Origin of the sequence: Allobosea sp. CCNWLY174 (genome assembly GCF_037120455.1) — a bacterium.
Classification (GTDB): Bacteria; Pseudomonadota; Alphaproteobacteria; order Rhizobiales; family Beijerinckiaceae; genus Allobosea; species Allobosea lupini.
Window position 1 is genome coordinate 48,921 of record NZ_JBBBBQ010000002.1, and the last position, 25,696, is coordinate 74,616.

General features: G+C 66.1%; 27 protein-coding genes. 11 read left to right on the forward strand and 16 right to left on the reverse strand.

Annotation, left to right across the window (positions count from 1 at the left end):
* Nucleotides 1-2: 2 nt before the first annotated feature.
* The 4 genes from V7S63_RS07010 to V7S63_RS07025 form a co-directional block, all read right to left on the reverse strand.
* Nucleotides 3-908 carry a carbohydrate ABC transporter permease gene (locus V7S63_RS07010; RefSeq protein WP_336529698.1) on the reverse strand — a complete coding sequence of 302 codons (906 nt, stop codon included), beginning with the start codon at nucleotides 906-908 and terminating at the stop codon, nucleotides 3-5.
* Nucleotides 901-1,854 carry a carbohydrate ABC transporter permease gene (locus tag V7S63_RS07015; RefSeq protein ID WP_100963574.1) on the reverse strand — a complete coding sequence of 318 codons (954 nt, stop codon included), beginning with the start codon at nucleotides 1,852-1,854 and terminating at the stop codon, nucleotides 901-903. Before V7S63_RS07015 ends, V7S63_RS07010 begins: the two co-directional genes overlap by 8 nt.
* A 60-nt stretch (nucleotides 1,855-1,914) precedes the next feature.
* Nucleotides 1,915-3,222, reverse strand: coding sequence for an ABC transporter substrate-binding protein (locus tag V7S63_RS07020; protein WP_091836484.1), 1,308 nt, complete (start codon nucleotides 3,220-3,222; stop codon nucleotides 1,915-1,917).
* Nucleotides 3,223-3,327: 105 nt separating this feature from the next.
* Nucleotides 3,328-4,380 carry an ABC transporter ATP-binding protein gene (locus tag V7S63_RS07025; protein WP_091836482.1) on the reverse strand — a complete coding sequence of 351 codons (1,053 nt, stop codon included), beginning with the start codon at nucleotides 4,378-4,380 and terminating at the stop codon, nucleotides 3,328-3,330.
* 244 nt (nucleotides 4,381-4,624) lie between these two features.
* Between V7S63_RS07025 and V7S63_RS07030 the strand changes: the two genes are divergently transcribed.
* From V7S63_RS07030 to V7S63_RS07040, 3 genes are all read left to right on the forward strand, one after another.
* Nucleotides 4,625-5,386, forward strand: coding sequence for a FadR/GntR family transcriptional regulator (locus V7S63_RS07030; RefSeq protein ID WP_336529699.1), 762 nt, complete (start codon nucleotides 4,625-4,627; stop codon nucleotides 5,384-5,386).
* 178 nt (nucleotides 5,387-5,564) lie between these two features.
* Complete coding sequence (locus tag V7S63_RS07035) at nucleotides 5,565-6,539, forward strand: 2-hydroxyacid dehydrogenase (protein ID WP_167561657.1); 975 nt, start codon at nucleotides 5,565-5,567, stop codon at nucleotides 6,537-6,539.
* The gene (locus tag V7S63_RS07040) at nucleotides 6,524-7,348 is read left to right on the forward strand and encodes an AprI/Inh family metalloprotease inhibitor (RefSeq protein ID WP_336529700.1); all 825 of its coding nucleotides are present in this window, start codon (nucleotides 6,524-6,526) and stop codon (nucleotides 7,346-7,348) included. Before V7S63_RS07035 ends, V7S63_RS07040 begins: the two co-directional genes overlap by 16 nt.
* Before the next feature lie 121 nt (nucleotides 7,349-7,469).
* On the opposite strand, the gene denD (V7S63_RS07045) is transcribed toward V7S63_RS07040, so the two are convergent.
* The 9 genes from denD (V7S63_RS07045) to V7S63_RS07085 form a co-directional block, all read right to left on the reverse strand.
* Nucleotides 7,470-8,453 carry a D-erythronate dehydrogenase gene (denD, locus tag V7S63_RS07045; RefSeq protein ID WP_336529701.1) on the reverse strand — a complete coding sequence of 328 codons (984 nt, stop codon included), beginning with the start codon at nucleotides 8,451-8,453 and terminating at the stop codon, nucleotides 7,470-7,472.
* A gap of 27 nt (nucleotides 8,454-8,480) precedes the next feature.
* Nucleotides 8,481-9,473 (reverse strand): D-erythronate dehydrogenase, encoded by a 993-nt coding sequence (denD, locus tag V7S63_RS07050; RefSeq protein WP_336529702.1) that lies wholly within the window; start codon nucleotides 9,471-9,473, stop codon nucleotides 8,481-8,483.
* A gap of 19 nt (nucleotides 9,474-9,492) precedes the next feature.
* Nucleotides 9,493-10,239, reverse strand: coding sequence for an SDR family oxidoreductase (locus tag V7S63_RS07055; RefSeq protein ID WP_091836469.1), 747 nt, complete (start codon nucleotides 10,237-10,239; stop codon nucleotides 9,493-9,495).
* 25 nt (nucleotides 10,240-10,264) lie between these two features.
* Nucleotides 10,265-10,711 (reverse strand): GNAT family N-acetyltransferase, encoded by a 447-nt coding sequence (locus V7S63_RS07060; RefSeq protein ID WP_336529703.1) that lies wholly within the window; start codon nucleotides 10,709-10,711, stop codon nucleotides 10,265-10,267.
* 1 nt (nucleotide 10,712) lies between these two features.
* Nucleotides 10,713-11,387: a GNAT family N-acetyltransferase gene (locus V7S63_RS07065; protein ID WP_336529704.1), complete on the reverse strand. Its 675-nt coding sequence runs from the start codon at nucleotides 11,385-11,387 to the stop codon at nucleotides 10,713-10,715.
* Entirely contained in the window at nucleotides 11,384-11,710 is a 327-nt protein-coding gene (locus V7S63_RS07070) for a hypothetical protein (protein ID WP_336529705.1), read from the reverse strand. Before V7S63_RS07070 ends, V7S63_RS07065 begins: the two co-directional genes overlap by 4 nt.
* Nucleotides 11,707-12,546: an isocitrate lyase/PEP mutase family protein gene (locus V7S63_RS07075; RefSeq protein ID WP_336529706.1), complete on the reverse strand. Its 840-nt coding sequence runs from the start codon at nucleotides 12,544-12,546 to the stop codon at nucleotides 11,707-11,709. Before V7S63_RS07075 ends, V7S63_RS07070 begins: the two co-directional genes overlap by 4 nt.
* Nucleotides 12,547-12,693: 147 nt before the next feature.
* Nucleotides 12,694-14,529 (reverse strand): IlvD/Edd family dehydratase, encoded by a 1,836-nt coding sequence (locus V7S63_RS07080; RefSeq protein ID WP_100963552.1) that lies wholly within the window; start codon nucleotides 14,527-14,529, stop codon nucleotides 12,694-12,696.
* Nucleotides 14,530-14,870: 341 nt separating this feature from the next.
* Nucleotides 14,871-16,931, reverse strand: a complete 2,061-nt coding sequence (locus V7S63_RS07085; RefSeq protein ID WP_336529707.1) for a C1 family peptidase — start codon at nucleotides 16,929-16,931, stop codon at nucleotides 14,871-14,873.
* Nucleotides 16,932-17,159: 228 nt separating this feature from the next.
* Here V7S63_RS07085 and V7S63_RS07090 point away from each other — a divergent pair, with 228 nt between their 5' ends.
* Nucleotides 17,160-18,344, forward strand: a complete 1,185-nt coding sequence (locus tag V7S63_RS07090) for a pyridoxal phosphate-dependent aminotransferase (RefSeq protein WP_100963549.1) — start codon at nucleotides 17,160-17,162, stop codon at nucleotides 18,342-18,344.
* Nucleotides 18,345-18,346: 2 nt separating this feature from the next.
* Nucleotides 18,347-18,679, forward strand: coding sequence for an NIPSNAP family protein (locus V7S63_RS07095; protein ID WP_100963547.1), 333 nt, complete (start codon nucleotides 18,347-18,349; stop codon nucleotides 18,677-18,679).
* Here the strand turns inward: V7S63_RS07095 and V7S63_RS07100 are convergent, their stop codons facing one another.
* Nucleotides 18,680-19,993, reverse strand: a complete 1,314-nt coding sequence (locus V7S63_RS07100) for an MFS transporter (RefSeq protein ID WP_100963545.1) — start codon at nucleotides 19,991-19,993, stop codon at nucleotides 18,680-18,682. It lies immediately after the preceding gene.
* A gap of 70 nt (nucleotides 19,994-20,063) precedes the next feature.
* Entirely contained in the window at nucleotides 20,064-20,957 is an 894-nt protein-coding gene (locus V7S63_RS07105; RefSeq protein ID WP_091836447.1) for a tellurite resistance TerB family protein, read from the reverse strand.
* A gap of 277 nt (nucleotides 20,958-21,234) precedes the next feature.
* Between V7S63_RS07105 and ykgO the strand changes: the two genes are divergently transcribed.
* The 6 genes from ykgO to V7S63_RS07135 all read left to right on the forward strand — a co-directional run bounded on the left by ykgO (nucleotide 21,235) and on the right by V7S63_RS07135 (nucleotide 25,190).
* Entirely contained in the window at nucleotides 21,235-21,360 is a 126-nt protein-coding gene (gene ykgO / locus V7S63_RS07110; protein WP_038363015.1) for a type B 50S ribosomal protein L36, read from the forward strand.
* 249 nt (nucleotides 21,361-21,609) lie between these two features.
* The gene (locus V7S63_RS07115; protein WP_336529708.1) at nucleotides 21,610-22,164 is read left to right on the forward strand and encodes a tetratricopeptide repeat protein; all 555 of its coding nucleotides are present in this window, start codon (nucleotides 21,610-21,612) and stop codon (nucleotides 22,162-22,164) included.
* Between the two features lie 48 nt (nucleotides 22,165-22,212).
* Entirely contained in the window at nucleotides 22,213-23,181 is a 969-nt protein-coding gene (locus tag V7S63_RS07120) for an alpha/beta fold hydrolase (protein ID WP_336529709.1), read from the forward strand.
* Nucleotides 23,182-23,249: 68 nt separating this feature from the next.
* Entirely contained in the window at nucleotides 23,250-23,663 is a 414-nt protein-coding gene (locus V7S63_RS07125; protein ID WP_100963539.1) for an MbcA/ParS/Xre antitoxin family protein, read from the forward strand.
* A complete protein-coding gene (locus V7S63_RS07130) occupies nucleotides 23,660-24,370 on the forward strand; it encodes an RES family NAD+ phosphorylase (RefSeq protein ID WP_336529710.1) in 711 nt (236 codons plus the stop codon). Before V7S63_RS07125 ends, V7S63_RS07130 begins: the two co-directional genes overlap by 4 nt.
* 19 nt (nucleotides 24,371-24,389) lie before the next feature.
* Nucleotides 24,390-25,190: an endonuclease/exonuclease/phosphatase family protein gene (locus V7S63_RS07135; protein WP_336529711.1), complete on the forward strand. Its 801-nt coding sequence runs from the start codon at nucleotides 24,390-24,392 to the stop codon at nucleotides 25,188-25,190.
* A gap of 56 nt (nucleotides 25,191-25,246) precedes the next feature.
* Here the strand turns inward: V7S63_RS07135 and V7S63_RS07140 are convergent, their stop codons facing one another.
* Nucleotides 25,247-25,681, reverse strand: coding sequence for a 6,7-dimethyl-8-ribityllumazine synthase (locus tag V7S63_RS07140; RefSeq protein ID WP_336529712.1), 435 nt, complete (start codon nucleotides 25,679-25,681; stop codon nucleotides 25,247-25,249).
* Nucleotides 25,682-25,696: the final 15 nt, after the last annotated feature.

Sequence of the window (25,696 nt, forward strand, 5' to 3'; positions counted from 1 at the left end):
AGCTACTCCTTCACCGCACCCGTCATCGAGGCGACGTAGTAGTCGACGAAGAACGAATAAAGGATCGCGACGGGGATCGAGCCGAGCAGCGCGCCGGCCATCAGCGAGCCCCAATGATAGACGTCGCCCTCGACGAGCTGGGTCAGCACCGCGACCGGCACGGTCTTCTTCTCGGCCGACTGGATGAAGGCGAGCGCGTAGATGAACTCGTTCCAGGACAGGGTGAAGGCGAAGATGCCGGCCGAGATCAGTCCGGGAAGCGCCAGCGGCAGGGTGATCTTCCAGAGTGTCTGCAGTCTCGTCGCGCCGTCGATCATGGCGCATTCCTCGAGCTCGTAGGGGATCGACTTGAAGTAGCCGATGAGGAGCCAGGTGCAGAACGGGATCAGGAAGGTCGGATAGGTCAGGATCAGCGCGAGCTGCGAGTCGTATAGGCCGAACTGGAAGATCAGCGTCGCCAAGGGGATGAACAGGATCGAGGGCGGCACCAGATAGGCCAGGTAGATGGCGAGACCGACATAGTTCGAGCCCTTGAACTTCAGGCGCTGGATGGCATAGGCGGCGAGCACGCTGGCGAAGAGCGAGAGCGCGGTCGCGACCGTCGCCACCGTCATCGTCGTCAGCAGCCATTGCGGGTAGTCGGTCTGGAAGAGCAGCTTGTTGATATTGTCCAGCGTCGGCGACTTCACCCAGAACGGGTTGTTGTTCTTGTAGTCGAGCAATTCGCCGTTCGGTTTGATCGCCGTGATCGCCATCCAGTAGAACGGGAACAGCAGCACGATCACGAAGATCGAGAGCGGCAGATAGAGCGTGATGAAGCGACGCGGTCCCGAGGACCAGTCGATCACGCCCGTCCGCTCCTTGTCTATGAGATGCGGGCGCGGGGCAGGGGAGGCCTGGTCAGTCATTGTCTTCTCCCTGCTGCCATTTGCGGCGGGCAAGCGCGTAGTAGCTGAACAGCGTCGCCATCACGAGGAAGGGGATCATCGCCACCGCGATCGCGGCGCCCTCGCCGAGCTGGCCGCCGGGGATGCCGCGCTGGAAGGCGAGGGTGGCCATCAGATGGGTCGAGTTGATCGGCCCGCCGCGGGTGATGGCGTAGACCAGCTGGAAGTCGGTGAAGGTGAACAGCACCGAGAAGGTCAGCACGATCGCCAGGATCGGCATCAGCATCGGCAGGGTGACATGCCGGAAGCGCTGCCAGGCATTGGCGCCGTCGAGCATCGCCGCCTCGTAGAGGGCTGGCGAGATCGTCTGCAGGCCGGCGAGCAGCGAGATCGCGACGAAGGGGATGCCGCGCCAGACATTGGCGGCGATCAGCGACCAGCGGGCCGGCCAGGGCGAGCCGAGGAAGTCGATATAGGTGTCGCGCCAGCCGAGCACGTCGACCAGCACATAGGAGATGATCGAGAACTGCGGATCGTAAATCCACCAGAAGGCGATGGCCGAGAGCACGGTCGGCACGATCCACGGCACCAGGATCAGCGCGCGCAGCAGCGACTTGAACGGCAGGTTGTTGTTGAGCAGCAGTGCCAGCCAGAGGCCGAGCCCGAACTTCCCGACGGTGGCGACCCCGGTATAGAGCAGCGTGTTCCAGACCGAGGTGATGAAGACCGGGTCGTGCCAGAGCGACTCGAAGTTCTCGAAGCCGATGAAGACGCCGCTGCGGCCGATGCGCGTATCGGTGAAGGCGAGCCAGACCCCGAGGCCGAGCGGATAGCTCAGGAAGACCAATAGCAGGCCGAGCGCCGGTAGCAGGCAGATGAAGATCAGGAATGGCTTGTAGTCGAACAGCCTGACCAGCCAGCTTTGCTCGGGCTGGGTGGCCGGCCGGGCTTCGGCCGCAATCGTCATGGCGCTTTATCCCGTGATGGAGCCGCGCCGCCGGCTATCCAGCGGCGCGGTGTCGACGGATCAGGTGCGATAGTAGCGCTTGGCGCGGCGCTCGGCTTCGGCGGCCGCCTGCTCGGGCGTCGCTTGGCCGGCGCAGACGGACGCGACCATCTGGACCATGACGTATTCGGCGTTGACGGTGCCGGCAGCCTCGGTGATCGCGCCCTTGTAGCCGCTCCACAGAGCCCGCTCCCAGGTGTCGCGATAGACCAGGATCTTGGGATCGCTCTCCCAGACCTTGCTTTGCGCATAGCCCTTCAGCGGTTGGGTCCAGTAGCCGAAGCAGCCGGTCAGCCACTTGTCGTACTGCTCCTTCTCCATCATGAAGCGCAGATATTCCTTGGCCGCGTTCGGGAACTTGGTGTGCTTGAACACCATGGCGTTGATCACCAGCGCCGTCTCGGTTGGCCGGCCGACACCGGCGCCGATCGGCATCGGCGCATGGTTGAGATCCTTGCCGATCTCCGCGGTCTTCTCGTCCTTCGAGTTCTTGATCGAGAAGTAGAGCGAGACGCCGTTCTGGGTCAGGCCGATTTCGCCGGCGGTCAGCGCCTTGTTGTTGCTGATGTCGAGCCAGGAGAGCGTGCCGGGGATGAAGGTCTCGTAGAGCGCCTTGGCGTATTTCAGCGCCTCGATCGTCTCCTTGCTGTTGATCGCGACCTTGTTGTTCTCGTCGACCATGTAGCCGCCATGCGACCAGACCAGCCAGTTGCAGAAGGAGTTGCCGTCACCGACGGCGTTGCCGAGCGCAAAGCCGGCGGGATGACCCTTGGCCTTGAGCTTGCGGCAGAGGTCGAGGAAGCCGGCATGGTCGGTCGGGAACTTGTCGAAGCCCGCCTCCTTGACCCAGGATTCGCGATAGACCGCCGGACCGCCGGAGCCGCCCATCGGGATCGAGATCCAGGTATTGGTCTTGTCCTTCTTGCCGTACTTCTCGGCGACCGGGTACCAGCCGCCATATTTCTTGCCGAGATCCTCGGCGACAGCAGTCAGGTCGATCAGCTTGTCGGCGAAGATGTGCGGGTCGTCGGCCCAGCCGACGACGACGTCGGGGCCGGCGCCGGTATTGGCGGTGACGGCGGTCTGCGGACGCAGATCCTCCCAGCTCGCATAGTCGACACGGACCTGGACGCCGGTCGCCTTGGTGAATGCTTCGGTGTTCTCGTTGAAGATCGTCTGGTCGGGATCGACGAATTTGGTCGGGCGCAGCACGCGCAGCGTCGCGCCCTTCTCGATATTGGCTGTCTGGGCGATCGACGGCGCGGCAAGGGTAGCGCCGGCTGCGAGCCCTGCGCCGCCGATCAGTACGTCACGTCTGGAAATGCTCATTGCTTCACTCCTCCGGGTTGCCGCGAGGCCCTGCATGGGAGCCTCGTCGCGTTTTTGTGGGCCATCGCCGCCGCCGGGGTATTCCCCGTGGCGCGGCGACGAAAATCAGATCCGCTTGCCGGTCGCGGCGTCGAACAGATGGGTCACCGAGGTATCGGGCCGGATCTTTATCGTCTCGCCGGGCTTGGCGGTGATGCGTTCGCGGAAGACGCAGGTCAGGTCCTGGCCGCCGCAGCGGACGACGACCTGCGTCTCCGAGCCCATCGGCTCGATGACCACGACCTCGGCCGGCAGGCCGGCGGGGTCGAGAATGAGATGCTCTGGCCGGATGCCGAGCACCGCGGCGCGGTCGTTCGAATCCGCCGGATGCTTGCCGACCGGCCAGATCACGCCGCCCTGGGTCTCGAAGCCGTTGGCGCGGATCGTGCCCTTCAGCAGGTTCATCGACGGCGAGCCGATGAAGGCGGCGACGAAGAGGTTCGCCGGGTTGTCATAGAGGTCGAGCGGGGCGCCCATCTGCTCGACGATGCCGTCATGCATCACGACGATCTTGTCGGCCATGGTCATGGCCTCGATCTGGTCGTGGGTGACGTAGACCGTCGTGGTCTTGAGGCGCTGGTGCAGCTCCTTGATCTCGGTGCGCATCTGCACGCGCAGCTTGGCGTCGAGGTTTGACAGCGGTTCGTCGAAGAGGAAGACCTGCGGATCGCGCACGATGGCGCGGCCCATGGCGACGCGCTGGCGCTGGCCGCCGGAGAGCTGGCGCGGATAGCGGTCGAGCAGCTTGTCGAGCCCGAGAATGCCGGCGGCCTTGCTGACGCGCTCGTCGATCTCGGCCTTCGGCGCCTTCCGCAGCTTCATCGAGAAGGCCATGTTGTCGGCCACCGTCATATGCGGATAGAGCGCATAGTTCTGGAACACCATGGCGATGTCGCGCTCCTTCGGCGGCACGTCGTTGACGACGCGCGGTCCGATCCGGATCTCGCCGCCCGAGATGTTCTCGAGGCCGGCGATCATGCGCAGCAAGGTCGATTTTCCGCAGCCCGAGGGGCCGACGAGGATGACGAACTCGCCATCGTTGATGTCGATGTCGACGCCGTGAATGACCTGCGTCGAACCATAGGCCTTGCGCACGTCGGCAATCTGGACGGATGCCATCTTGGTTGTTTCTCCCGCTCTTCAGGTTGCCCCGGGGTGCCTGACACAATCCCCGCCGGCGGCGTTGCAGAACATCGGCTTCTGACGGCCGATCGAGACGAGGCCGCCCAACCCAGGCAAGCCGCCTGTTGCGTCAACCTCGTTCCCGGATAAAGTCATACGATAGAAACAGGCGTGTCAAGCGCTGGACCGGCCGCGGAGCGAGCTCTCGCAGGCTGGCGATCACGGAGGAAAGCGCGGTTCGATGCAGCTTCATGTCAAAGTGCGCGCGACGAGGCTCAATCCCGACCGGCTGTTCAGCCAGGTTGCGCACAGGCTTGCGGTCGCAATCATCACCGGCGCCTCGCCGGCGGGAGCGCTGCTGCCGAACGAGGACGATCTGAAGGACGAGATCTCGGTCTCGCGCACCGCCTATCGCGAGGCCGTGAAGTTTCTGTCCGGCAAGGGGCTGGTCGAGGCCAGGCCGAAGAGCGGCACGCGGGTGGCGCCACGCGAGACCTGGAATCTGCTCGACCCCGATGTGCTCGCCTGGCACTTCAAGGCCGATCCGAACGAGAAATTCATCCGCGACCTGTTCGAGCTTCGGCTCTTCGTCGAGCCCAGTGCGGCCCGGTTGGCGGCGCAGCGGCGCAGCGACGCCGATCTGCGCCGGATCGAGGCGGCCTTTCGCGGCATGGCCGAAAACCCGCCCTATGCCGAGCCGACCGTCAATGCCGATCTTGCCTTCCACGAGGCGATCTTCGCCGCGACCCGCAATCCACCGCTGCAGTGCCTCGCGCCTGCGGTTTGCGCGACGATCCAGTGGTCGCTCTTTCTCAAGGCTCCGGACGACCAGTTCTTCTTCACCGCTTCCCTGGTCGATCACGAACGCGTTCTAGACGCGATCGTACAACGCGACGGCGACTTGGCGGCAGCGCGGATGAGTGGGCTGGTGATCGACAGCCTGAACAGCACCTTGCGTCTGCTCGCCGGTCGAGCTGATGCAAATGAAGGCAAAACCGCGTGATTAAATCATACTATATCGGGCTGTATCGACAGCGGAGCCGGGATGGCATAACCGGCTCTGCGAGCAGCCCCTGTCTGCGGCTGTGGGAATTCCCCGGCGACATGCGGGCCGCTAGGTTGATCTAATCGTTTTAAGAATTTGAAATCAAGTCACGCAGGCGTTCCAGGAAAGCAGGGCCATGACCGCGCAGAGCAAGATCGAGATCATCATGACCGGGCCGCTGATGGCCTATGCCGCCGACCAGCTGAAGGCACGCTTCATCGTGCACGAGCTCTGGAAGGAGCAGGACCGCGCGGCGGCTCTGGCAGCCGTCAAGGACCGGGTGCGCGGCGTCGCCGGCGGCGGCGCGCATGTGCGGATCGACGACGCGCTGTTCGATGCGCTGCCGAAGCTGGAAGTCGTCTCGAATTTTGGCGTCGGCTACGACAATGTCGATGCCGTCGCCGCCGGCAAGCGCGGGATCATCGTCACCAACACGCCGGATGTGCTGACCGACGAGGTCGCCGATCTTGCCATCGGCCTGCTGCTCTCCACCGTGCGCCAGCTGCCGCAGGTCGACCGCTATCTGCGCGCCGGCAAGTGGCTGCAGGGCGCCTATCCGCTCACCACCTCGCTGCGGAAGCGCAAGATCGGCATCGTCGGCCTCGGCCGGATCGGCAAGGCGGTGGCGCGTCGACTCGAAGCCTTCGATGTGCCGATCGCCTATCACGGCCGCTCGCGCCAGGCCGACGTCGCTTACCGCTACTACCCCTCGCTGGTCGAAATGGCTCAGGATGTCGACACGCTGGTCTCGGTCGCGCCGGGCGGCGAGTCGACCTACCACATCATCAATGCCGAGGTGCTGAAGGCGCTTGGCCCGAACGGCATCGTCGTCAATGTCGGCCGCGGCACGGTGATCGACGAGCAGGCGCTGATCGAGGCGCTGAAGGCCAAGACCATCCTCTCCGCCGGCCTCGACGTGTTCGAGGACGAGCCGCGCGTCCCGGCCGAGCTGATCGCAATGGATCATATCGTGCTCTTGCCGCATGTCGGCTCGGCATCTGTGCATACGCGCGAACAGATGGGTCAGCTTCTGGTCGACAATCTGGTTTCATGGTTCGATGGCAAGGGTCCTTTGACACCGGTTGCCGAGACGCCATGGACAAAAGCCTGATCACGACTGGAATGCACTGGATGCGGCCGAGCGTAGCGATCGCCGCTTTGGCACTGCTCGCCGTCTCGCCGGCGGTGGCGCAGACGCAGGCGTTGCCACGCGGCGCCGAGAAGGCGCCCGAGGCGCTGAAGCCGTTCATCGGCGCCTGGGACCTCGACAAGCTCGGTGCGGCGCGCGAGTGCACGGTGACGTTCGGCACCGAGGCGGCCGGGCAGGGGCGCCAGGTCAGATTCCCGGCGACGTGTCGGCGGGCCCTGCCGATCCTCACCGGGGTCGTCGCCTGGGATGTGGTCGATGGCGCTCCAAGGCTGCTCGACGGCCATGGCAAGCCGGTGATCGTCTTCAGTGGTAAGGCCGATCCGGGGCGGCGCGGCAAGGGCAGCGACGGGGCGGATTACGGGCTCGATCCGACGGGCCATGTGCGGGCGCAGCAGCGCCCGGCGCCAGCAGGGGCCGAGCTTGCGGCAACAGCGGCGGCTCGCCCAACCGTGGTCGATCCGGCCAGCGCGCCCGCTGCGACGACGGTGCCCGGGCGCTATACCGTGATGCGGCAGGTCGGCCGCGATGTCTGCAAGCTCGTGCTCTCGACCTCGCCCTCCGCCAATCCGGAAGCCTACACGACAAGCTTCGACGGGCTTTGTCCGGACACTGGGCTGACGATCTTCTCGCCGGTCGCCTGGCGCTACGAGGCCGGCCGGCTCGAGCTGATCGCCCGCAAGGGCCACAAGATCGAGCTGGTCTTCGAAGGCGGGCAATGGCGCAAGGACCCGGCCGTCGGCGCACCGCTGATGCTGAAGAAGCTGCCCTGAGAGAGGTTCGCCTCATTCCGTCATGGTCGGGCTTGTCCCGACCATCCACGTCTTCCTGCATTGCGGTGTTCAAGACGTGGATGCTCGCCACAAGGGCGAGCATGACTGTGGAGTCCGGTCGTTACGCGACGAAGGTGCCGCCGAGCTCGTCGTCGATATGGGCGCGGATGATCTCCTCGAAGCTCGATTCCGCCTTGAAGCCGAGCGCCGGCGCGCGCTTCGCGTCGAAATTGCGCGGCCAGCCGGCGACGATGGCGTCGATCACCGGATCGGGCACGCGCTTGATGCGCTTGACGACGTTCTCGCCGGCGACCTTGCGCAGCGCCTCGATCTGCTCGGCGACGGTAGCGGAGTAGCCCGGCATGGTCAGCGCGCGGCGCGGGCCGATCGCGTTCGTGTCCATCGTCGCGGCGTGGACGAGGAAGCCGACCGCCGAGCGCGGCGAGGCATGCCAGTGGCGAACCTGCTCGGAAACCGGCAGCACCGCCTCCTGGCCGTTTAGCGGCTCGCGGATGATGTTGGAGAAGAAGCCGGAGGCGGCCTTGTTCGGCGCGCCGGGCCTGACGCAGATCGTCGGCAGGCGGATGCCCACGCCGTCGAAGGAGCCGCGGCGGGAATAGTCGCTGAGCAGGAGCTCGCCGATCGCCTTCTGCGTGCCGTAGCTGGTCAGCGGCGTGGTGAAGAACTCGTCCTCGATCTTGTCATGGAAGGGCGCGCCGAAGACGGCGATCGAGGAAGTGAAGATCACGCGCGGCTTGTAGCCGTCGCCGACAAGGCGGATGGCGTCGAAGAGATAGCGCGTGCCGTCGAGATTGATGCGGTAGCCCTTGTCGAAATCGGCCTCGGCCTCGCCCGAGACGATCGCGGCGAGATGGACGATCAATTCGGGGCGCGAGGCGATCAGCTTCTCGGCTTCGCCGGGCTGCGAGAGATCGGAGGTCAGCGATTCGAAGGCGAAGGGTGCGTTCGCCGGCGCCGAGGCGGGGAAAACGTCCTGCGCCGTCACCTTGTCGATCGCCTTGCCGCCGAGGCCGCCGTCTCGCGCCAGGCGCTCGATGAACTTGCGGCCGACCATGCCGGCGCCGCCAATGACGAGGATATGCATGTCTTTGTCCGATCTATGCTGTTGCGTTCAGTTGGGTAGGCGGCCGCCGAGATCGTCCTCGATATGGACGCGGATGATCTCGTCGAAATCCTGCTCGGCCTTGAAGCCGAGCGACAATGCGCGCTTCGCATCGAAGCGCGTCGGCCAGCCCTTGACGATGTCGGCGGCCGCCTTGTCAGGCGCGCGCCGGATCAGCTTCACCGCCTTGTCGCCGGCGATGCGGCGCAGCGCCTCGATCTGCTCGCCGACGGTGACGCAGACGCCCGGCATGCTGAGATTGATGCGCGGGCCGAGTTGTTCGGGTGTCAGCGAGGCGCCGTGCAGCAGGAAGCCGACGGCAGAGCGCGGCGAGGCATGGGTGAAAATGACGTCGTCCTCGACCGGCAGCAGCGCCTCCTGGCCTTGCAGCGGCTCGCGGATGATGCCGGAGAAGAAGCCGCCGGCCGAGGCGTTGGGCTTGCCCGGGCGGATCACGATCGAGGGGAAGCGAATGCCGACGCCGTCGACGAAGCCGCGGCGCGAATAGTCGGCGAGAAGGAGTTCGCCGATCGCCTTTTGCGCGCCGTAGCTGGTCAGCGGCGTGACATGGAACTCGTCGGAGATCGCCGGGGGAAAGGGGGCCCCGAAGATGCCGCTGGACGAGGAGAAGACGAGCTTGGGCACATACGGGCCGTTCTTCGCGCTCTCCTGACGGATCGCCTCCAGCAGATTGCGCATGCCGTCGAGATTGATGCGGTAGCCCTTGTCGAAATCGCGCTCCGCCTCGCCGGAGATGATCGCGGCGAGGTGGAAGACGATGTCGGGCCGCAAGGCCGCGAGCTCGGCCGCGACTGCCGCCGAACTCGAATCCTCGGTGCGGGCCTCGATCGGCCCGTCGAAGCCGGCCGGGCGCGGTGGCGTCACCACGTCGGTCAGCGTCAGCCGGGTCAGCGGCGTGCCGGCACAGGCGCCCTCGCGGGCGATGCGCGCGGCGAGCCTCTGGCCGATCATGCCGGCGGCGCCGCTGATCAGGACGTGCATGGCGCTTCTCCTGCGCTGATCAGAGCGCGAAGCCGCCATCGGCGAGGTGGATCTGGCCGGTGGTGTAGCTGGACTCATCGGAGGCGAGATACACGGCGAGCCAGGCGATCTCCTCGGCGGTGCCGAGCCGGCCCATGGGCTGGCGATCGATGAAGGCCTGGCGGGCGGCTGCTTCAGTCGTCTTGGTTACCTTGGCAAGGTCGACGATGCGCTGGTCGAGCGAGGGCGACTGGATCGTACCGGGGCAGATCGCGTTGGCGCGAACGCCCTTCTTGATGAAGTCGGCTGCGACCGCCTTGGTCAGGCCGATCACCGCCGCCTTGGTCGCGCCGTAGACATAGCGGTTCGGGATGCCGCGCACCGAGCCGGCGCCCGAAGCGATATTGACGATCGAACCCTTGCCGGCGGCGAGCATGCCGGGGACGAAGGCCTTGATCGTGCGGTGCATCGACTTGACGTTGAGGTCGAAGGAGAATTCCCAGGCCTTGTCGTCGCAGTCGAGCACGGTGCCGTGATGGACGAAGCCGGCGGCGTTGACGAGGATGTCGATGGTGCCGACCTTTTCGGCGAAGGCCTCGACCGCCTTGGTCGAGAGCACGTCGAGCTTGCGCTTCTTCGCCTTCGGGATGCCGTCTAGCAAGGCGACGTCCTTGTCGGTGGCCCAGACGGTCGCACCCTCGGCCACGAAGGCCTCGGCGATGGCGCGCCCGATGCCCTGGCCGGCAGCGGTGACGACCGCGACCTTACCCTTCAAACGTCCTGCCATGTCGTTTCTTCCCTTGGTTTCCCGGTTATCGAAGGCTTTTTCGCATATGGATCAGCCGGCGATCCGGCAGATCCTCGAAATGGGTGGTCTGGTAGCCGAGGCGCTCGTACCAGCCGATGCGGTCGGTGAGCTTCTCGTGGGTGTAGAGGTGGACGGCGTCATGGCCGAGCGCCCTGGCCCGCTCCTCGGTGAAGTCCATCAGTTGCGAGCCGATCTTCCTGCCGGTGGCGGCCGGCGAGACGGCGATGCTCCAGAGCGTGAACTTCGCCGGTTCGTCCTCGAGCACGAGGACACCGTCCAGCGTCCCCCCGCTCTCGGCGAGCCAGATTTCGTGCTCGGCCAGCACCTGATGGTAGTCGGCAAGGCGGGGCAGTGAGGGCACGCCGATGATGCTCTCGTTCGGCAGATAGGCGGCCTGCGTCAGCGCGACGATCGCGGGGATGTCGTCGATCGTGGCGCGACGAAGGGTCATCTCAGGCGGCTCCGGCCGTCTTCATGCAATCGGCCAGGGAGGTCTTCTGCTGGCCCTGGGCGTCGAAGTTCTCCGGCGCGAGCCAGTTCCTGAAGGCCTGCCCGACCTTGGGCCACTCGCCGTCGAGGATCGAGAACCAGGCGGTGTCGCGGTTTTCGCCCTTGACCACCTGATGCTGGCGGAAAAGGCCTTCATACTGGAAGCCGAAGCGCTGCGCGGCGCGCTTGGAGGGTTCGTTGCGGTTGTTGCACTTCCACTCATAGCGGCGATAGCCGAGCGAGAAGCCGTATTCGCCGACGAGATAGACCGCTTCCGTCGCCATGCGGGTGCGCTGCATCGACGGCGAATAAGTGATCCAGCCGACCTCGAAGACGCCGTGCTCGGGCCGGATCTCCATCATCCAGAGATGGCCCTTGGCCTTGCCGTCGGCCTCGTCGATCACGGCGAAGGGGATGATGCCGGCCTTGTCCACCATCGACGTCAGCAGTTCGCGATAGGCGTCGCGGCTCGGCGGAAGCGTCGCGGGCAGCCAGTCCCAGACCGATTCATGGCCGTCCATGGCCTGCCAGATGTCGTCGAGATGGCGGGCCGGGTCGAGCGGCTCCAGCCGGCTATAGTGGCCCTGCAGCACCCTGGCCGGCGGAAAGGGGCGAGGCGTCCAGTTCAGCGTCGTCATGCCTTGATCGTCCTGCGCCAGGCGGTGAAGTCGTGGGTGATCTGCCAGTCCGGGCCGAGCTCGGCAGCGATGGCGGCAGCGAGCTCCGTGCCGTCCGCCTCCCAGGCAATGCGTTCGGCCTCGTCGGCGAAATCGGAGGCGGCCTCGTTCGCCTCGTCATAGATCGCGTCGAAGGTATCCATCCAGCTTTCCAGCCGGTCGGCGAGGGCATCGGACAGGCCGACATCCTCGGCGTCGACCGGCTTACGCTTGCCCTTGGCGTCGACCTGCCAGAGCCCGCTTTTGCCGAGCCATTCCGGGGCAAGGAGAAGCTGCCCGCTCACGAGCGCGCCTTGAGATCGTCGCGGAAGAACGGGTTGAGCGGGGCCGAGGCGCCATTGCCGGCGAAGCCCTTGAAGCTGCCTTCGTCCTTGATCAGGCGCGTCGCCTCGATGAAGGCCGCCCAGGCGGCGCGCGCCAGTGCTGCCCCGATCGAGATGCGGCGCGTGCCGGTGGCGGCGATGTCGGAGACGCTGAGGCCGACATCGCCATAGACCAGCGTGTTGACGGGCTTGCCGCCGGCGGCCGCGACGATGGCGCTGATGTCGGCGATCGTCTTCGGGCCGGGGGCGTAGAGCACGTCGGCGCCGGCCTCGGCATAGGCCTCGATGCGCCGCACCGACTCGTTCAGCGCGTCGGGATGGCCGGTGAGGAAGCATTCGGCGCGGGCGGTCAGCACGACGCCGGTGCCGGTCTCATCGACGGCGCGGCGGGCGGCCCGGATGCGCTCGACGGCGAGCTCGAAGGGATAGAGCGGCTCATCGGCGCGGCCGGTGGCGTCCTCGATCGAGAGGCCGGCGACACCGGTCGCGATGCAGAGCTTGACGTTGGCCGCGACACCGTCGGGCGTGTCGGCATAGCCGTTCTCGAAATCGGCATTGACCGGCAGATCCGGCACCGCCTTCACCAGTTCGGTGAGATGGGCCAGCATCATGTCGCGCGGCACGTCCTGGTCGGCACGTCCTTGCGTGAAGGCGAAGCCGGCGCTGGTCGAAGCAAGGGCCTTGAAGCCCTGGCCGCGCAGCCAGCGAGCCGAGCCCTCGTCCCAAGGGTTCGGCATGACGAAGCAGCCGGAGGCGTGAAGTTGGCGAAACGCGTCGACTTGCGGGGTGTAAGCCATTTTAAATCGTTTCAAATGAGCTCAGGGGCGTCATACTGTCGTCCCTGAGCCGATTTGTCAGCCCCGCTTGCGCGCATCGGCCGGCGAGCGGGGATGCGCGTTAGGAATGGCCGGCGGCAGGAGGTCCGCCGCCGCCCCTGTGCCGTGTCAGTGGTTGTCGCGCGGAATGCCGAACTTCTTGTGGATCTTCTGGTACTTGACCGCCGGCTTCAGCACCATGCCCTCGGAGAGTTCGTCGACGATCTTGCGCTGGATCTCCTGCCAGGGCGTCTGGCTCTTCGGATACTTGTAGCCGCCAGCCGCCTTGAGCTCGGCGCGGCGCTTCTCCAGCTCCTCGTCCGAGATCAGGATGTTGGCGGTGCGCTTCTTCAGGTCGATGCGGACCTTGTCGCCGGTCTTGAGCAGCGCCAGCCCGCCGCCGGTCGCCGCTTCCGGCGAGGCGTTGAGGATCGAGGGCGAGCCCGAGGTGCCGGACTGGCGGCCGTCGCCGACGCAGGCGAGGGCGGTGACACCCTTCTTGATCAGGTAATCCGGCGGCCGCATGTTCACCACCTCGGCCGCGCCGGGATAGCCGACCGGGCCGACGCCGCGGATGAAGAGAACGGTATGCTCGTCGATCGCCAGCGCCGGATCGTCGATGCGGTGATGGTAATCCTCCGGCCCGTCGAAGACGACGGCCTTACCCTCGAAGGCCATCGGATCCTTCGGGTTCTCGAGATAGCGCTTGCGGAACTCCGGCGTGATCACCGAGGTCTTCATGATCGCCGAGTCGAACAGGTTGCCGGAGAGGTTGAGGAAGCCGGCCTCCTTCTTCATCGGCTCGTCGTAGCTCTTGATGACGTTGCGATTGATCGCGAAGAAGCCCTTGCAGTTCTCCTCATGAGTGCGGCCGTTGGCGGTGATCGCCGGCTTGAGCTTGCCCTTCTCGAGCAGCTCGGCGATGACGGCGGGCAGGCCGCCGGCCCGGTAATAGTCCTCGCCGAGATACTCGCCCGCGGGCTGCATGTTGACCAACAGCGGCGTGTCGTAGCCGATCTTGGTCCAGTCCTCGTTGTCGAGCTTGACGCCGATATGCTTGGCGATGGCGTTGACGTGGATCGGGGCATTGGTCGAGCCGCCGATCGCCGAGTTGATGACGATGGTGTTCTCGAAGGCTTCGCGTGTCAGGATCTTCGAGGGGATCAGGTTCTCCCAGACCATCTCGACGATGCGGCGGCCGGTGAGATAGGCCATCTCGTAGCGGTCGCGATAGGGTGCCGGGATCGCGGCGGCGCCGGGCAGGGTCATGCCCATCGCCTCGGCGAGCGCATTCATGGTCGAGGCCGTGCCCATGGTGTTGCAATGACCCGCGGATGGCGCGGACGAGGCAACAAGATCGACGAAGCCGCGATAATCGATCTCGCCGGCCGCCATCATCTGGCGCGCCTTCCAGACGATCGTGCCCGAGCCGGTGCGCTCGCCGCGGAAGTCGCCATTCAGCATCGGCCCGCCGGGCAGGGCGATCGCCGGGATGTCGACCGTCGCGGCGGCCATGATCTGGGCCGGCGTGGTCTTGTCGCAGCCGGTGGTCAGAACGACGCCGTCGAGCGGGTAGCCGTAGAGGATCTCGACCAGGCTGAGATACTGCAGGTTGCGGTCGAGCGAGGCGGTCGGCCGCTTGCAGGTTTCCTGGATCGGATGGATCGGGAACTCGAAGGGAATGCCGCCCATCTCGCGGATGCCGTCGCGGACGCGGGAGGCGAGCTCGAGATGATGGCGGTTGCAGGGGGCGATGTCGGAGCCAGTCTGGGCGATGCCGATGATCGGCCGGCCGGACTGCAACTCCTCGCGCGACAGACCGAAATTCATGGTGCGCTCGATATAGAGCGCGGTCATGTCGGCATTGGCAGGATTGTCGAACCAGGCTTTCGAGCGCAACTGCTCCGGCTTGATCTTGCGGACCGGCTTCTTCCCAGGCGTCTTGCTCGTCGGCGTCTTGGCCATCCCGTCATTCCCTCTCGCAGCCAGGCGGCCTTCGCGCCGCTTCGGCATCGTCTTTAAATCGATTTGACCGGCAGGTCATGCCGATCGCAGGCGAAGTGGCAAGAACACTTGCCGCAGTTGCTGTATGCTGCATACAACGACTTGAAGCGCCGTGCCAATCGCTTGGTTGGCGCCCTCGCCAGCAAAGGTCGCTGCGGCGCAGTTTGCAAGTGTTCCAAATGCGCCCCTGCCTCCCAGGCAGCGCAGCCGCGCGCCGTGAGAGTGGGCAAATCGCCGACCCGCATTCACGCCACGCCGCATCGATGTGGGTCGCGCCGTATCCGCTGACCGGTGGCCGGCCTTCAATAGCCCGTCAGTTCGTCGCTGGTCGGAGGCTTCTTCGGGGCTTTGCCGAGAATCCGCGTCATGATGGTCGTCAGCGTGGCAACATCGTTGTCGAAGCCGCCATGGCTGGTCGAGCGGGTCAGGCCGAGCTTGTCGTTCGCGCTCGACGAATAGTCGATCCGGATCTTGTTTGAGGGTCCCAACTCGTCGCGGAAGCGCTGCATGCCGGCCAATGGCATATTGGCTTTCTCCTCATACGCGCGGGAGACGAGATAGAGGAGCGAACGACCGTAGCCGAACGGCCCACCCCAGCCGACGACATCGTTCCGCTCGCGTTCGTCATCGAGATTGTAGAGGTAGATCTTGTCCATCAGCGCTGGTCCGCCGGGCTTGGCGAGATAGCGAGCATAAGTCTCCTGGAAAAACTCGGTGGTGCAGGCCGGCGCCATCAGGTGGATCGAGCCGAGCTCGAGCTGCGACAGGCCGAAGCGGGACATCGCGGCCAGCATTTCGCCCAGCATGATCGAGCCGGCACTGTGGCCGACCAGGTGCAGCACTGGCCGCTTGCCGGCCTTGTCGAGACCCTGGAGCAGCGGCTTCAGCCCGTAGAAGCCGCCATCGTAGCTTGTACCCTTGGCGAAGGACATGGTGGCATCCTGCTTCATGTTGCGCCAGGCTCGCAGACCGAGAGGGCGCAGCAGCGTCTCGAGGGCGAGGTCGCCGAGAAAGCCGGCGGCGCGTCCATCCTGCGCCTCTGACATCTTGCCGAAGACCTCGCCGATCGCCTCGGTGTTCCACATCAGATGGAAGTTATAGATCCCATTGCGGCTGAAGACCGCGTTGCGCTTCCACGTGGCGATCCGGTTGGCTTCGTCGCCGGTGCTGTTCAGGCCGCCATGGGCGTAGATGACGAGATGCTGGTAACCCTGCCCCTCGTTCGATGTGGGATCGACGAGGCGCTTGACGGTCTCGGTCATTTCAGCCGGCGTCGGCGAATAGTAGCGGCCGCCGGTGACGTAGGCGCCGTCTTCGATATTGATGAAATGGCCGACGATATCCGTCCGTACCGGGGACGCTGCGGCCTCCTTGAGCAGGCCGGCATTGGCGAGCGTGCGTCGCGGCAAGGCGCTGAAGGCGGTCGGAGCGTGGACGCCGAGCTGCAGCACCCAGGCATCCATCACGGTCGCGGCCCAGTCCTCGTACGACCAGTGGGCAATGCCGTCATCGCCCCAGGAACTGCCCCAGGAGTTCAGCACCCAGAAGCCGGTCGCGTCATAGCCGACGATGGCGAAGGCGTGGCCACCGGCGGATACGCCGCTCGGCACGATCTGACTGTTTTCCGGCTTGGCCCAGCCCGAGTGAATCTGCGCGGAGGCGACGATGACGCCGATCTCGTCGATGGCGGCGTGATAGTCGGCGAGATCCGGCATCAATCTGTAGTAGGCGCCGATCCGGTTCTGGCGCGCCTCCTTGCCGATCTCATAGGTCAGGACCCACGGATCGGTCGCATCGTCGTCGACCAGTCCCTGGGTGCAGACGCCGTTGCGGTAGAAGCCGCTGATCGCGCCGCGAATGCTCGACCCCTCGTAGCGGGTACCGGTCCACTCGTCGTTGAGTTTGGCCATTTCGTACAGCATGCGGGCGCTGACGCTGATCGCCGGCGCGTCGAGACCGGCTCGATGCAGCAGCATGTCCACGGCATGGGCGAGCGCATAGCCCGTGCAGCTGTTGCTGCTGCCCTGATCGCGGATCTTGAAAGGGATCGACGGATACCGGCTCGGTCTCAAAGCCCGCAGATGAGGCTGGTAGATGCGGTCGCGGGTATCCGGCAGGTCCGGCAGGACATCCAGCCTGCGCCCCGAGAGTTTCTTGGGACTGGCGCTGAAACTACGATTGGCGATTCGGATTACGGGGGCGTCGACGTCGGCGACCGTATCGGACGGCATCTCGATCGGGGCCGGGGCAGGTTCCGCACCGATCTTGGCCGCTGCTTCCGCCGGGGTCACCGGCTCGATCGGCTTTTGAGCTTTGCTGGCGCGTTCCGCAGGCGGCTTTCCGGATGTCGTCGCTTTTGCCATGTTTCGCCCCCTAAACGGTCGCGGTCGAGGCAAGCGCTGGCGAAGCCGCGGATCCGGCCGTCCTTATGAACGTCAGGATTGCATTGCGGGTCTCTGATGTCGAGATGCGCTGCGGGGCCCGCGCGCCATGACCGTGTTCCGGGCGGTCCTCTTGCCAGCTCGGTGCTTTGCACGGAAGAGAGTGGGAAAGGCGCAACCGCTGGCGCCGCACGTGAAGAGGAAACTGCCATGACGCTGCATGTCGTCCCGTCCTTTGGCCGGATCGGCGAGGAGAACGCTTTTGCCGTGCTCGCCCGCGCCACCGAATTGCAGCGCCAGGGCAAGGACATCATCAATCTCGGCATCGGCCAGCCGGATTTCCCGACGCCGGAGCATATCGTCGAGGCGGCGGTTAAGGCGCTGCGCGACGGTCATCACGGCTACACGCCGGCCAACGGCATCCTGCCGTTGCGCGAGGCCGTCGCCGCCGACCTGCACAAGCGCTTTTCGGTCGATGTCTCGCCTGAGGAGGTGATGATCGTGCCGGGCGGCAAGGTCACCATGTTCATGGCGATCTTGATGTTCGGCGAGCCCGGCGCCGAGATCCTCTATCCCGATCCAGGCTTCCCAATCTATCGCTCGATGATCGAGTATACCGGCGCGACGCCGGTGCCCGTGCCGATCCGCGAGGAGAACGGCTTTGCCTTCTCCGCGGAGGAGACTCTGTCGCTGATCACGCCGAAGACGCGGCTGCTGATCGTCAACTCGCCGGCGAACCCGACCGGTGGCGTCACGCCCAAGGCCGAGGTCGACAAGCTCGTCGCCGGCCTCGCCCGCTTCCCCGATGTCGCCGTGATGTCGGACGAGATCTACGACCAGATGCTCTATGATGGGGAGAAGCATGTCTGCCTGCTGAGCTATCCCGAGATCCGCGACCGGCTGATCCTGCTCAACGGCTGGTCGAAGACCTATGCCATGACCGGCTGGCGCATGGGCTTCTCGGTCTGGCCGAAGCCGCTCTACGACAACGCCCGCAAGCTCGCGGTGAACTCGCATTCCTGCGTCAACGCCCCGGCGCAATGGGCGGGGCTCGCCGCACTGACAGGTCCGCAGGACGCGGTCGCGATGATGCTGGCGGAGTTCGACCGACGTCGGAAGGCTGTGGTCGCCGGGCTCAACGCGCTGCCGGGCGTCTCCTGCATCGTGCCGAAGGGTGCCTTCTACGCCTTTCCGAACGTGTCGCAGACCGGCTGGAAGGCTAAGAAGCTGGCTTCGGCCCTGCTCGAGGACGCTGGCGTCGCCACGATCGGCGGGCCGGATTTCGGCGTGCATGGCGAAGGCTACATCCGCCTCTCCTATGCCAACTCGCTCGAGAACATCGAGCGGGCGCTGGGGCGGATGGGCGAGTTCCTGAAGAACGCGAAGGCTGCCTGAAGATGATCACCTGCCATCTGCGCTACATCGTCGACCCCTACCAGCTCCCGGCCTTCGAAGCCTATGGCAAGGCCTGGATCCGCCTGGTCGAGCGCTTCGGCGGCAAGCACCACGGCTATTTCATGCCGTCGGAAGGCACCTCCAATGTCGCGCTGGCAATGTTCAGCTTCCCGTCCTTCGCCGAGTACGAGGCCTATCGCGAGGCCTCGTTCAAGGATGCCGAATGCCTCGCGGTGGTCGCCGAGAACGAGAAGCACCGCTTCATCGTCAGCTATGAGCGCAGCTTCTTCCGGCCGGTGTTCGAGGACGACCAGGGCGTCAAGCGCGCGCCCTGATCAGCCGGACGACTTGACGCGGCCCGGCACCAGCCGGACCTTGCGCGGCGCTGCCAGCCAGATCGCTGCCGCCGAGATGAAGCAGCAGGCGATGACCAGCAGGAAAGCGAGGCGGTAGCTGCCGGTGGCGTCGTGGATCGTGCCGGCAAGCCAGGGTCCGGCGGCGCCGCCACCGAGCAGCGCCACCGTGACCGTCCCGAAGATCGCGCCGAAATGCGGCCCCTCGAAAATCTCGAAGACGATCGGCCCCAGCACCGAGGTGATCGCATAACCCAGGAAGCCCTGCGTGATCACCATCACATAGAGCAACACGGGCGAGGGGGTGTGCTCCAGCGCGATCAGCGCGGCATAGCAGATGGCAAAGCCGAGGCAGCCGATCATCCAGATCCATTCCCGGCCGATCCGGTCCGACAGGGCGCCGAGCGCGATCTGGCCGGGGATGGCGACGGCGCTGACCAGCCCCAGCGCCCAAGCCGCCATGAGCGGAGAAAAACCGACCTCGATCAGGTACTTGGTCTGGTGGACCTGGACGGCATACCAGGCGACGAGCGCGCAGAAATAGCCGATCATGATCCACCAGAGGCGGGCCGTGCGCAGTGCCCGCGCCAGCGTCCAGTCGACCGCGACCCAGGCCGGATCGACAACCGCCGCCTTGCGTTGCGCGGCGACGGTGCCGGCCGGGGCAGTCTCGCCGTCCGGCTGCAGGCCGAGATCCTGCGGCCGGCGCCGAACCAGCAGGTTGAGCGGGCCGAGGAGGAACAGGACGAGCAGGCCCATGATCCAGCAGGCCGCGCGCCAGCCGTCCCGGCTGATGATCGATTGCAGCCAGGGCAGGAGCAGCAGCGCCCCGAAGCCGACGCCGGAAAAGGCGATGCTGATGGCGAAGGCCCGGCGCCGCACGAACCAGTTGGGCAGGAACAGCGACTGCGCCGAGAAGCTCATCAGGTTGGCGCCGCAGCCGACGAGGACGCCAAGCGTCAAATAGAGGTGCCAGGCCGCGCCGATCGCAGGCGCGATCAACATGCCCGCTGCCAGCATCGCCACGCCGGTCTCGATGACCACGCGCGGTCCGTGCTTGTCCATCATGCGGCCGACGAAGGTGCTGGTCACGGCCGACAGCAGGAAGCCGAAGGAGAACGCGCCCGAGGCGAGGCCGCGATCCCAGCCGAATTCGCCGATCAGCGGCGGCAGCAGCAGCGAGAACGCCGTGCGCGCGTTGACCGCCACCGCCATGGTGACGAAGGCGATGCCGATGACGAGCCAGCCATAGTAGAACGGCAGGCGCGCCGACCAATGCGGATTTGGTGACTGCATGCCGCATTGGACGGCTCGGCGCTCCGGGCGGTCAATCCATGCCCGGCGCACTGCAGACCTGCGTTACCGGTCAGGCCTTCGCGGCGCTCGCGGCTGCATCGATGTTCGCGACCAGCTCGGCATCGAGGCCGAGCGAGCCGGCGAGGCCGGCGAGGAAGTCCTTCTCGGCCGGGGTATCCGGATTGATGGCGATCCGGGCAGCCGTATAGATCTGCGCCGCGAGCTCGGGCGTCTCGGCGCCCTCGACCAGCGTATCCACGCTCGCCGGGTTCGCCAGCTCGTTGGCGAGCCACTGATTGGCTTCGGCATCGAGCCCGGCCTCGCGCAGCCCGCCGATGATGGCGTTGCGCTCGACATCGTCGATATGGCCGTCGGCAGCGGAGGCTGCGATCATGGCGCGGATGAAGACCAGCGCGTGCTCGTTCTTGGCAGCTTCAGGCTCGAAGCCGGAACCGGCCGGTGCGGGAAGCGCGGCCTGCTGATCTGCGCCGAGCAGCGGCTTGCCGGCCTGATAGTTCTGATAGGCCTTGTAGGCGAGGCCCCCGACCAGAGCGAGGCCGCCGAGCTTGGCGGCGGAGCCGGCGATCGAGCGGCCTGCCGAGGTGCCGAAGATCAGCGCGCCGAGGCCGCCGAGCACGGCGCCGGCGGCGAGCTGGTTGCCGCCAAGCATGCCCTTGGCCTGCTCGATCAACTGCTCGGGTGTCTTGCCGCCGGAGAACTGACCGACGATGTCGGTCGCGCCTTGCTGCAGGCCGGTATTGCGGGCGGCGTCCTGCACGCCCTGGCTGGCCTGTCCGAAGATCTGGCCGGCCATGCCGGCGAGGCCGCCGGCGCCGCCGGCTTGCTGGACCTGCTGGGCGAGGTTGCCGAGCACGCCGCCCAACCCGCCGGCCTGGCCGCCCTGGGCGCCAGCCTGGCTGCCCGCATTGACGAGGGCGTCGAGGAGGGACTTGGCGTTGAACATGGAGAGAGCTCCCTGATAGGTCTGCCGTCGCCGCAATCTAGGTATGCAGTGGCCGGGACGCTAGGGCCGCCATGCGATTGCGACGAGAGCATGACGCACGCGATCACCAGGCGGAAAAACGCGCCGGGGCCTTGCCAATCCCGGCAAAATCCTTATACAGCCGGCCATCGCATCAGGCGCGCATGTCGTTTGCTCGATGAGAGCCGGCCTCCGGTTCGCGTCGCCTTCAGTTTTTTGACCGGTTTCGCCGCGAGGCGGGCCGATGGGAGTACCGGTTATGAAGATCCGCAATTCGCTGAAGTCGCTGCGCGCGCGCCACCGCGACAACCAGCTCGTGCGCCGCAAGGGCCGCGTCTACATCATCAACAAGGTCCAGAAGCGCTTCAAGGCGCGTCAGGGCTGAGGTTCCGTGCGGCCGTCGGGCTGCGCTGGAAGCTTCCTTGTCGAGATTGAGCGGGCTGCACAGTGTGCGGCCCGCTTTTTTGGCGTGTGCATGGCCATGTTCTCCAGCGATCTCGCTGGGCCGTGAATTGACGCCGGGCTTCGCCGGGCTCACCTTGAGGGCATGAGACTCTCTCGTCTTGCCCGCCTTGCGCTGATTCCGGGGCTGCTGCTCGCAGCTGCCCCCGGGGTTCTTGCGCAGGACAAACCGTTGCGTGACGGCGCCGTGCCGAACGCCGATCGCGACGACAAGCCCAACCTGCCGGAAGCGCCGCCGCCGCGCAGCCCCGTCACGCTTGACCGGTTGTTCGAGCGGCTTGCCGGCGCCAAGACGCCGGAGGAGGCGAAGGGAATCGCCAACCTGATCCAGCGGCGCTGGGCGCGGTCGGGGTCGGATACGGCCGATCTCCTGATGACCAGAGCGCAGGATGCGCTGAAGGCGCGCGAATTGCCGCTGGCGATCGAATTGCTCGACCGGGTCGTCACCCTGGAGCCCGACTGGGCCGAGGGTTGGAATCAGCGGGCCAATGCGCTGTTTCTCGCGGGTGATCCGATTCGCTCGCTGCTCGACATCGCCGAGACGTTGAAGCGTGAGCCGCGCCATTACGGCGCGATGATGGGCCTCGGCACGATCCTGCGCCAGCAGGGCGACGACAAGCGCGCCATGGTCGCCTATAGGCGGGCGCTCGCCATCTATCCGCAGCTCGACGCGGTGAAGGACGCCGTCGAATCGCTCAAGCTCGAGGTCGACGGCCGCGACGCGTGACTCGCGTTTTCCGCAGAACCGAATCCGTTCGCCGCGCGTAAACCGTCGATGCTGCGCTTTGCCCTGATCGCTCTCGTTCTCGTCGCCGTAGGGCTTGCCCTGTTCAGCGAGATGACGCGCGCCGAGGTGGAGCAGCGCTACCCGCCGCGGGGTGCATTCGTCGCTGTCGAAGGTGGACGGCTGCATTATCGCGAGCGGGGGCCCGACGGACAATCGCGCGGCACGGTGGTCCTGGTGCATGGCGCTTCGTCCAATCATGCCGACCTGCTGGCGACGCTCGGGCCTGAGCTGTCGCATTATCGCGTGGTCGCCATCGACCGGCCGGGCCATGGCTGGAGCGAGCGGCTGGCCGGGCGGGCGATGGCCGATCCGGGACGGCAGGCGCAGGCGCTGATGCAGGGGCTCGACCAGATCGTTCCCGAGCGCTTTGCGCTGGTGGCGCATTCGCTCGGCGGCGCAGCCTCGGCGCGGATCGCCCTCGAGCGGCCGGAGCGGCTGAGTGGACTTATCCTGCTCGGTGCGGTCACCCACCCATGGCCGGGCGGCATCGCCTGGTATCATCACCTCACCACAGCGCCGCTGCTCGGGCCGGTGTTCAGCCGCGTCGTCGCCGTACCGGTGGCGCGCCATCTGCTTAGCGGCGGGGCGCGCTCGGTGTTCGAACCGGCACCGGAAACGCCTGATTACATCGAGACCGGCGAGATCCGCCTGCTGATGCGCCCGGCCGTGTTCGAGGCGAATTCCCAGGACATCGCCGCGACCTTCGATTTCGTCAGCGCGCAGGCGCCGCGCTATCGCGAGCTAAAGGTTCCGGTGGTGGCGATCACCGGCGACAGCGATGCCATCGTCTCGCCGACAATCCACTCCGCGGCGATCGCGCGACAGGCCCCGCAAGGTCGGTTCGTCCTGTTGCCCGGTGTCGGTCACATGCCGCATCATGCCGCGCCGGAAATCGTCGTCGATGCGATCGACCAGATTGTCGGGGCGACATCGGGGCTGGCATTGAACGCCGATTGACGCGATCGTTGCGTCATATTGCCATTTGGCAGCATTTTGTCTATCTTATGCCAAATGGAGATTGCCCGATGAGCCAGCTCTCGCCGGTTCCAACGTCGCCCGATGCCTTCTCGCCTGCTGCGATCACAGAGGCCGAGGCTGCGGCGATGTTCCGTGCTTCGGTGAACCTGTTCCGGCTCTGGGGGCTGACCGACGACGAGGCCGCCGTGCTGCTCGACCAGCCCGTGCGCAGCTATCGGCGCTGGAAGGCGGGTGAGATCGGCCGGATCGACCGCGACGGGCGGGCGCGGCTCTCCAATCTGATGGGCATCCACAAGGCGCTGCGCCTGATCTTCCGCGAGCCGCAGCGCGGCTATGCCTGGATCAAGGCGGGCAACGCCGCCTTCGCCGGCAAGTCGGCACTGGAGGTCATGCTCGGCGGCGAGCTCACCGACCTGATGCGGGTGCGGCGCTATCTCGACGCGGAGCGCGGACTCTGGTGAGCACGGACGACGTTCCGGTCGCGCCGGTCGCCTGGCCGGCGGCGGTCCGCATCATCCGCAGTGCCTTCCCGCCGATCGACCTGTTCGAGGATATCGCCGACCCCGGCGACTGGCCGTTGCTGATCCTGGCGGAGATGAAGACCAATCCACGGCTGATGGAGACGATCGGCAATCTCGACCTGGTGCCGCCGGCCCGCCGCGTCTCCGGGGCGGGCGCGAGCTGGCTGATGGCGCCGTTCACCCATATCAGCCGCGACCGCCCGAGCCGGTTCAGCGATGGCAGCTTCGGCGTGCTCTATGTCGCCGAAAGCTTCGAGACGGCGCTGTTCGAGACGATCCACCACCATGGCCACTTCATGGCGCGGACGAAGGAGCCGCCCGGCTGGACCTCGCAGTTCCGGGAACTGGTACTGTCGATCGAGGCCGCCCTCCACGATCTGCGCGACGAGCGGGCTGGGGAGAGCGCGCTGCTGCGGCCTGACGATTATTCGGAAAGCCAGGCGCTGGGTTCGAGGCTGCGCGCCGCCGGCTCGGATGGCGTGGCCTATCCGAGCGTGCGCCGGCCGGGCGGAGAGTGCGCCGGGCTGTTCTGGCCCGATCTCGCCGGCAATCCCGTCCAGGGCCGGCATCTCGACTATCACTGGAACGGCGAGCGGGTCGATCTCTTCCGCGAAGCCGGGACCGGCAAGGTGTTCCGGATCGGCTAGACAGACAAGGACTACCGCATTGCGCATCATGTGCCTGAATGGCTGGGGCGGGACACTGCACGAGGAGGCGCGCGCGTATCTGGCGCGGGAGGCGCCTGATGTCCTCTGCCTGCAGGAGGTCGTCCATACGCCGGCAGCAAACAAGGACTGGCTGGACTATCGCGACGGCGATCATGTGCTGCCGCAGCGCGCCAACTTCTTCCAGGACATATCGGCGGCACTGCCGGAGCATGTCGCGATTTTCTGCCCGGCGGCGCAGGGCATCTTGTGGGATGGCGATGAGACCGTGCCATCGCAATGGGGGCTCGCGACCTTTGTGCACCGCCGATTTCCGATCGTCGGGCAGATGCAGGGCTTCGTGCACAAGGGCTTTTCCCCGGACGGCTATGGCGAGCATCCGCGCTCGCGTAGCGCCCATGTCGTCCGGCTCCACGATTTCGATCTGGGCAAGTCGATCACCATCGCGCACATGCATGGATTGAGAGATCTCCGCGGCAAGATCGACACGCCGGAGCGCCTCGCGCAGGCGCAGCGCCTGGTCCGCCTGGTCCAGGCCGTGGCGGAGCCGGGGGACCGGCTCGTCGTCTGCGGCGATTTCAATGTCGAGCCCGACAGCCAGACCTTCGGGATTCTGGCCGGCCTGGGGCTGAAGGATCTCGTCGTCGGCCGCGGCCATTCCGATACCCGGACATCCCACTACAAGAAGCCGGGTCGCTATGCCGACTACATGCTGGTGAACGAGGCGGTCGAGGTTATCGCCTTCACGGTCGTCGAGCAGCCCGAGGTTTCGGACCACAGGCCGCTGTTGATCGAGGTCTAGCGGCCATCGAGGCTGCCTCTCGATCGCGCGAGTGGCAGCCTCGTGCATTGGAACTGTCAGGCCGCCAGGCGGGCGCGGGTGCGGACGATCATGAGCGCTGCTTCCGCTGCTTCGCGGCCCTTGGTCACGAAATGCGCCCTGAAGATCTCGGCGTGATGCGGCGCCTCCCGGTAATGATGTGGGGTCAGCGAGACCGAGAGCACCGGCACGCCGGTATCGAGCCCGGCGCGCATCAAGCCGTCGACGACGGCCTGCGCGACGAAGTCATGGCGATAGATGCCGCCGTCCACGACCAGCGCCGCGGCGGCGACTGCGGCGTAGCGGCCGGTCGCGGCGAGGTCGCGTGCGAGCAGCGGCATCTCGAATGCGCCCGGCGCGTCGAAGACATCGACCTGAGCGGGAGGTATGACCTCGAGGAAGCCCTTGAGGGCCTGGTCGACGACATCGGCGTGCCAGGCGGCTTTGATGAAGGCAAAACGGGCGAGTGTCACAGTGATCTCCTTTCG

What these genes read in the sequence shown, in the direction of transcription:
- V7S63_RS07105 (WP_091836447.1), bottom strand. Translation starts at nt 20,957, where the DNA reads ATGTTCAACGCCAAGTCCCTCCTCGACGCCCTCGTCAATGCGGGCAGC.
- V7S63_RS07040 (WP_336529700.1), top strand. Translation starts at nt 6,524, where the DNA reads ATGGACAAAAGCCTGATCACGACTGGAATGCACTGGATGCGGCCGAGC.
- V7S63_RS07025 (WP_091836482.1), bottom strand. Translation starts at nt 4,380, where the DNA reads ATGGCATCCGTCCAGATTGCCGACGTGCGCAAGGCCTATGGTTCGACG.
- V7S63_RS07125 (WP_100963539.1), top strand. Translation starts at nt 23,250, where the DNA reads ATGAGCCAGCTCTCGCCGGTTCCAACGTCGCCCGATGCCTTCTCGCCT.
- V7S63_RS07090 (WP_100963549.1), top strand. Translation starts at nt 17,160, where the DNA reads ATGACGCTGCATGTCGTCCCGTCCTTTGGCCGGATCGGCGAGGAGAAC.
- V7S63_RS07075 (WP_336529706.1), bottom strand. Translation starts at nt 12,546, where the DNA reads ATGGCTTACACCCCGCAAGTCGACGCGTTTCGCCAACTTCACGCCTCC.
- V7S63_RS07055 (WP_091836469.1), bottom strand. Translation starts at nt 10,239, where the DNA reads ATGGCAGGACGTTTGAAGGGTAAGGTCGCGGTCGTCACCGCTGCCGGC.
- V7S63_RS07065 (WP_336529704.1), bottom strand. Translation starts at nt 11,387, where the DNA reads ATGACGACGCTGAACTGGACGCCTCGCCCCTTTCCGCCGGCCAGGGTG.
- V7S63_RS07085 (WP_336529707.1), bottom strand. Translation starts at nt 16,931, where the DNA reads ATGGCAAAAGCGACGACATCCGGAAAGCCGCCTGCGGAACGCGCCAGC.
- V7S63_RS07080 (WP_100963552.1), bottom strand. Translation starts at nt 14,529, where the DNA reads ATGGCCAAGACGCCGACGAGCAAGACGCCTGGGAAGAAGCCGGTCCGC.
- denD (WP_336529701.1), bottom strand. Translation starts at nt 8,453, where the DNA reads ATGCATATCCTCGTCATTGGCGGCGCCGGCATGGTCGGCCGCAAGTTC.
- ykgO (WP_038363015.1), top strand. Translation starts at nt 21,235, where the DNA reads ATGAAGATCCGCAATTCGCTGAAGTCGCTGCGCGCGCGCCACCGCGAC.
- V7S63_RS07120 (WP_336529709.1), top strand. Translation starts at nt 22,213, where the DNA reads ATGCTGCGCTTTGCCCTGATCGCTCTCGTTCTCGTCGCCGTAGGGCTT.
- V7S63_RS07030 (WP_336529699.1), top strand. Translation starts at nt 4,625, where the DNA reads ATGCAGCTTCATGTCAAAGTGCGCGCGACGAGGCTCAATCCCGACCGG.
- V7S63_RS07095 (WP_100963547.1), top strand. Translation starts at nt 18,347, where the DNA reads ATGATCACCTGCCATCTGCGCTACATCGTCGACCCCTACCAGCTCCCG.
- V7S63_RS07035 (WP_167561657.1), top strand. Translation starts at nt 5,565, where the DNA reads ATGACCGCGCAGAGCAAGATCGAGATCATCATGACCGGGCCGCTGATG.
- V7S63_RS07060 (WP_336529703.1), bottom strand. Translation starts at nt 10,711, where the DNA reads ATGACCCTTCGTCGCGCCACGATCGACGACATCCCCGCGATCGTCGCG.
- denD (WP_336529702.1), bottom strand. Translation starts at nt 9,473, where the DNA reads ATGCACGTCCTGATCAGCGGCGCCGCCGGCATGATCGGCCAGAGGCTC.
- V7S63_RS07010 (WP_336529698.1), bottom strand. Translation starts at nt 908, where the DNA reads ATGACTGACCAGGCCTCCCCTGCCCCGCGCCCGCATCTCATAGACAAG.
- V7S63_RS07015 (WP_100963574.1), bottom strand. Translation starts at nt 1,854, where the DNA reads ATGACGATTGCGGCCGAAGCCCGGCCGGCCACCCAGCCCGAGCAAAGC.
- V7S63_RS07100 (WP_100963545.1), bottom strand. Translation starts at nt 19,993, where the DNA reads ATGCAGTCACCAAATCCGCATTGGTCGGCGCGCCTGCCGTTCTACTAT.
- V7S63_RS07020 (WP_091836484.1), bottom strand. Translation starts at nt 3,222, where the DNA reads ATGAGCATTTCCAGACGTGACGTACTGATCGGCGGCGCAGGGCTCGCA.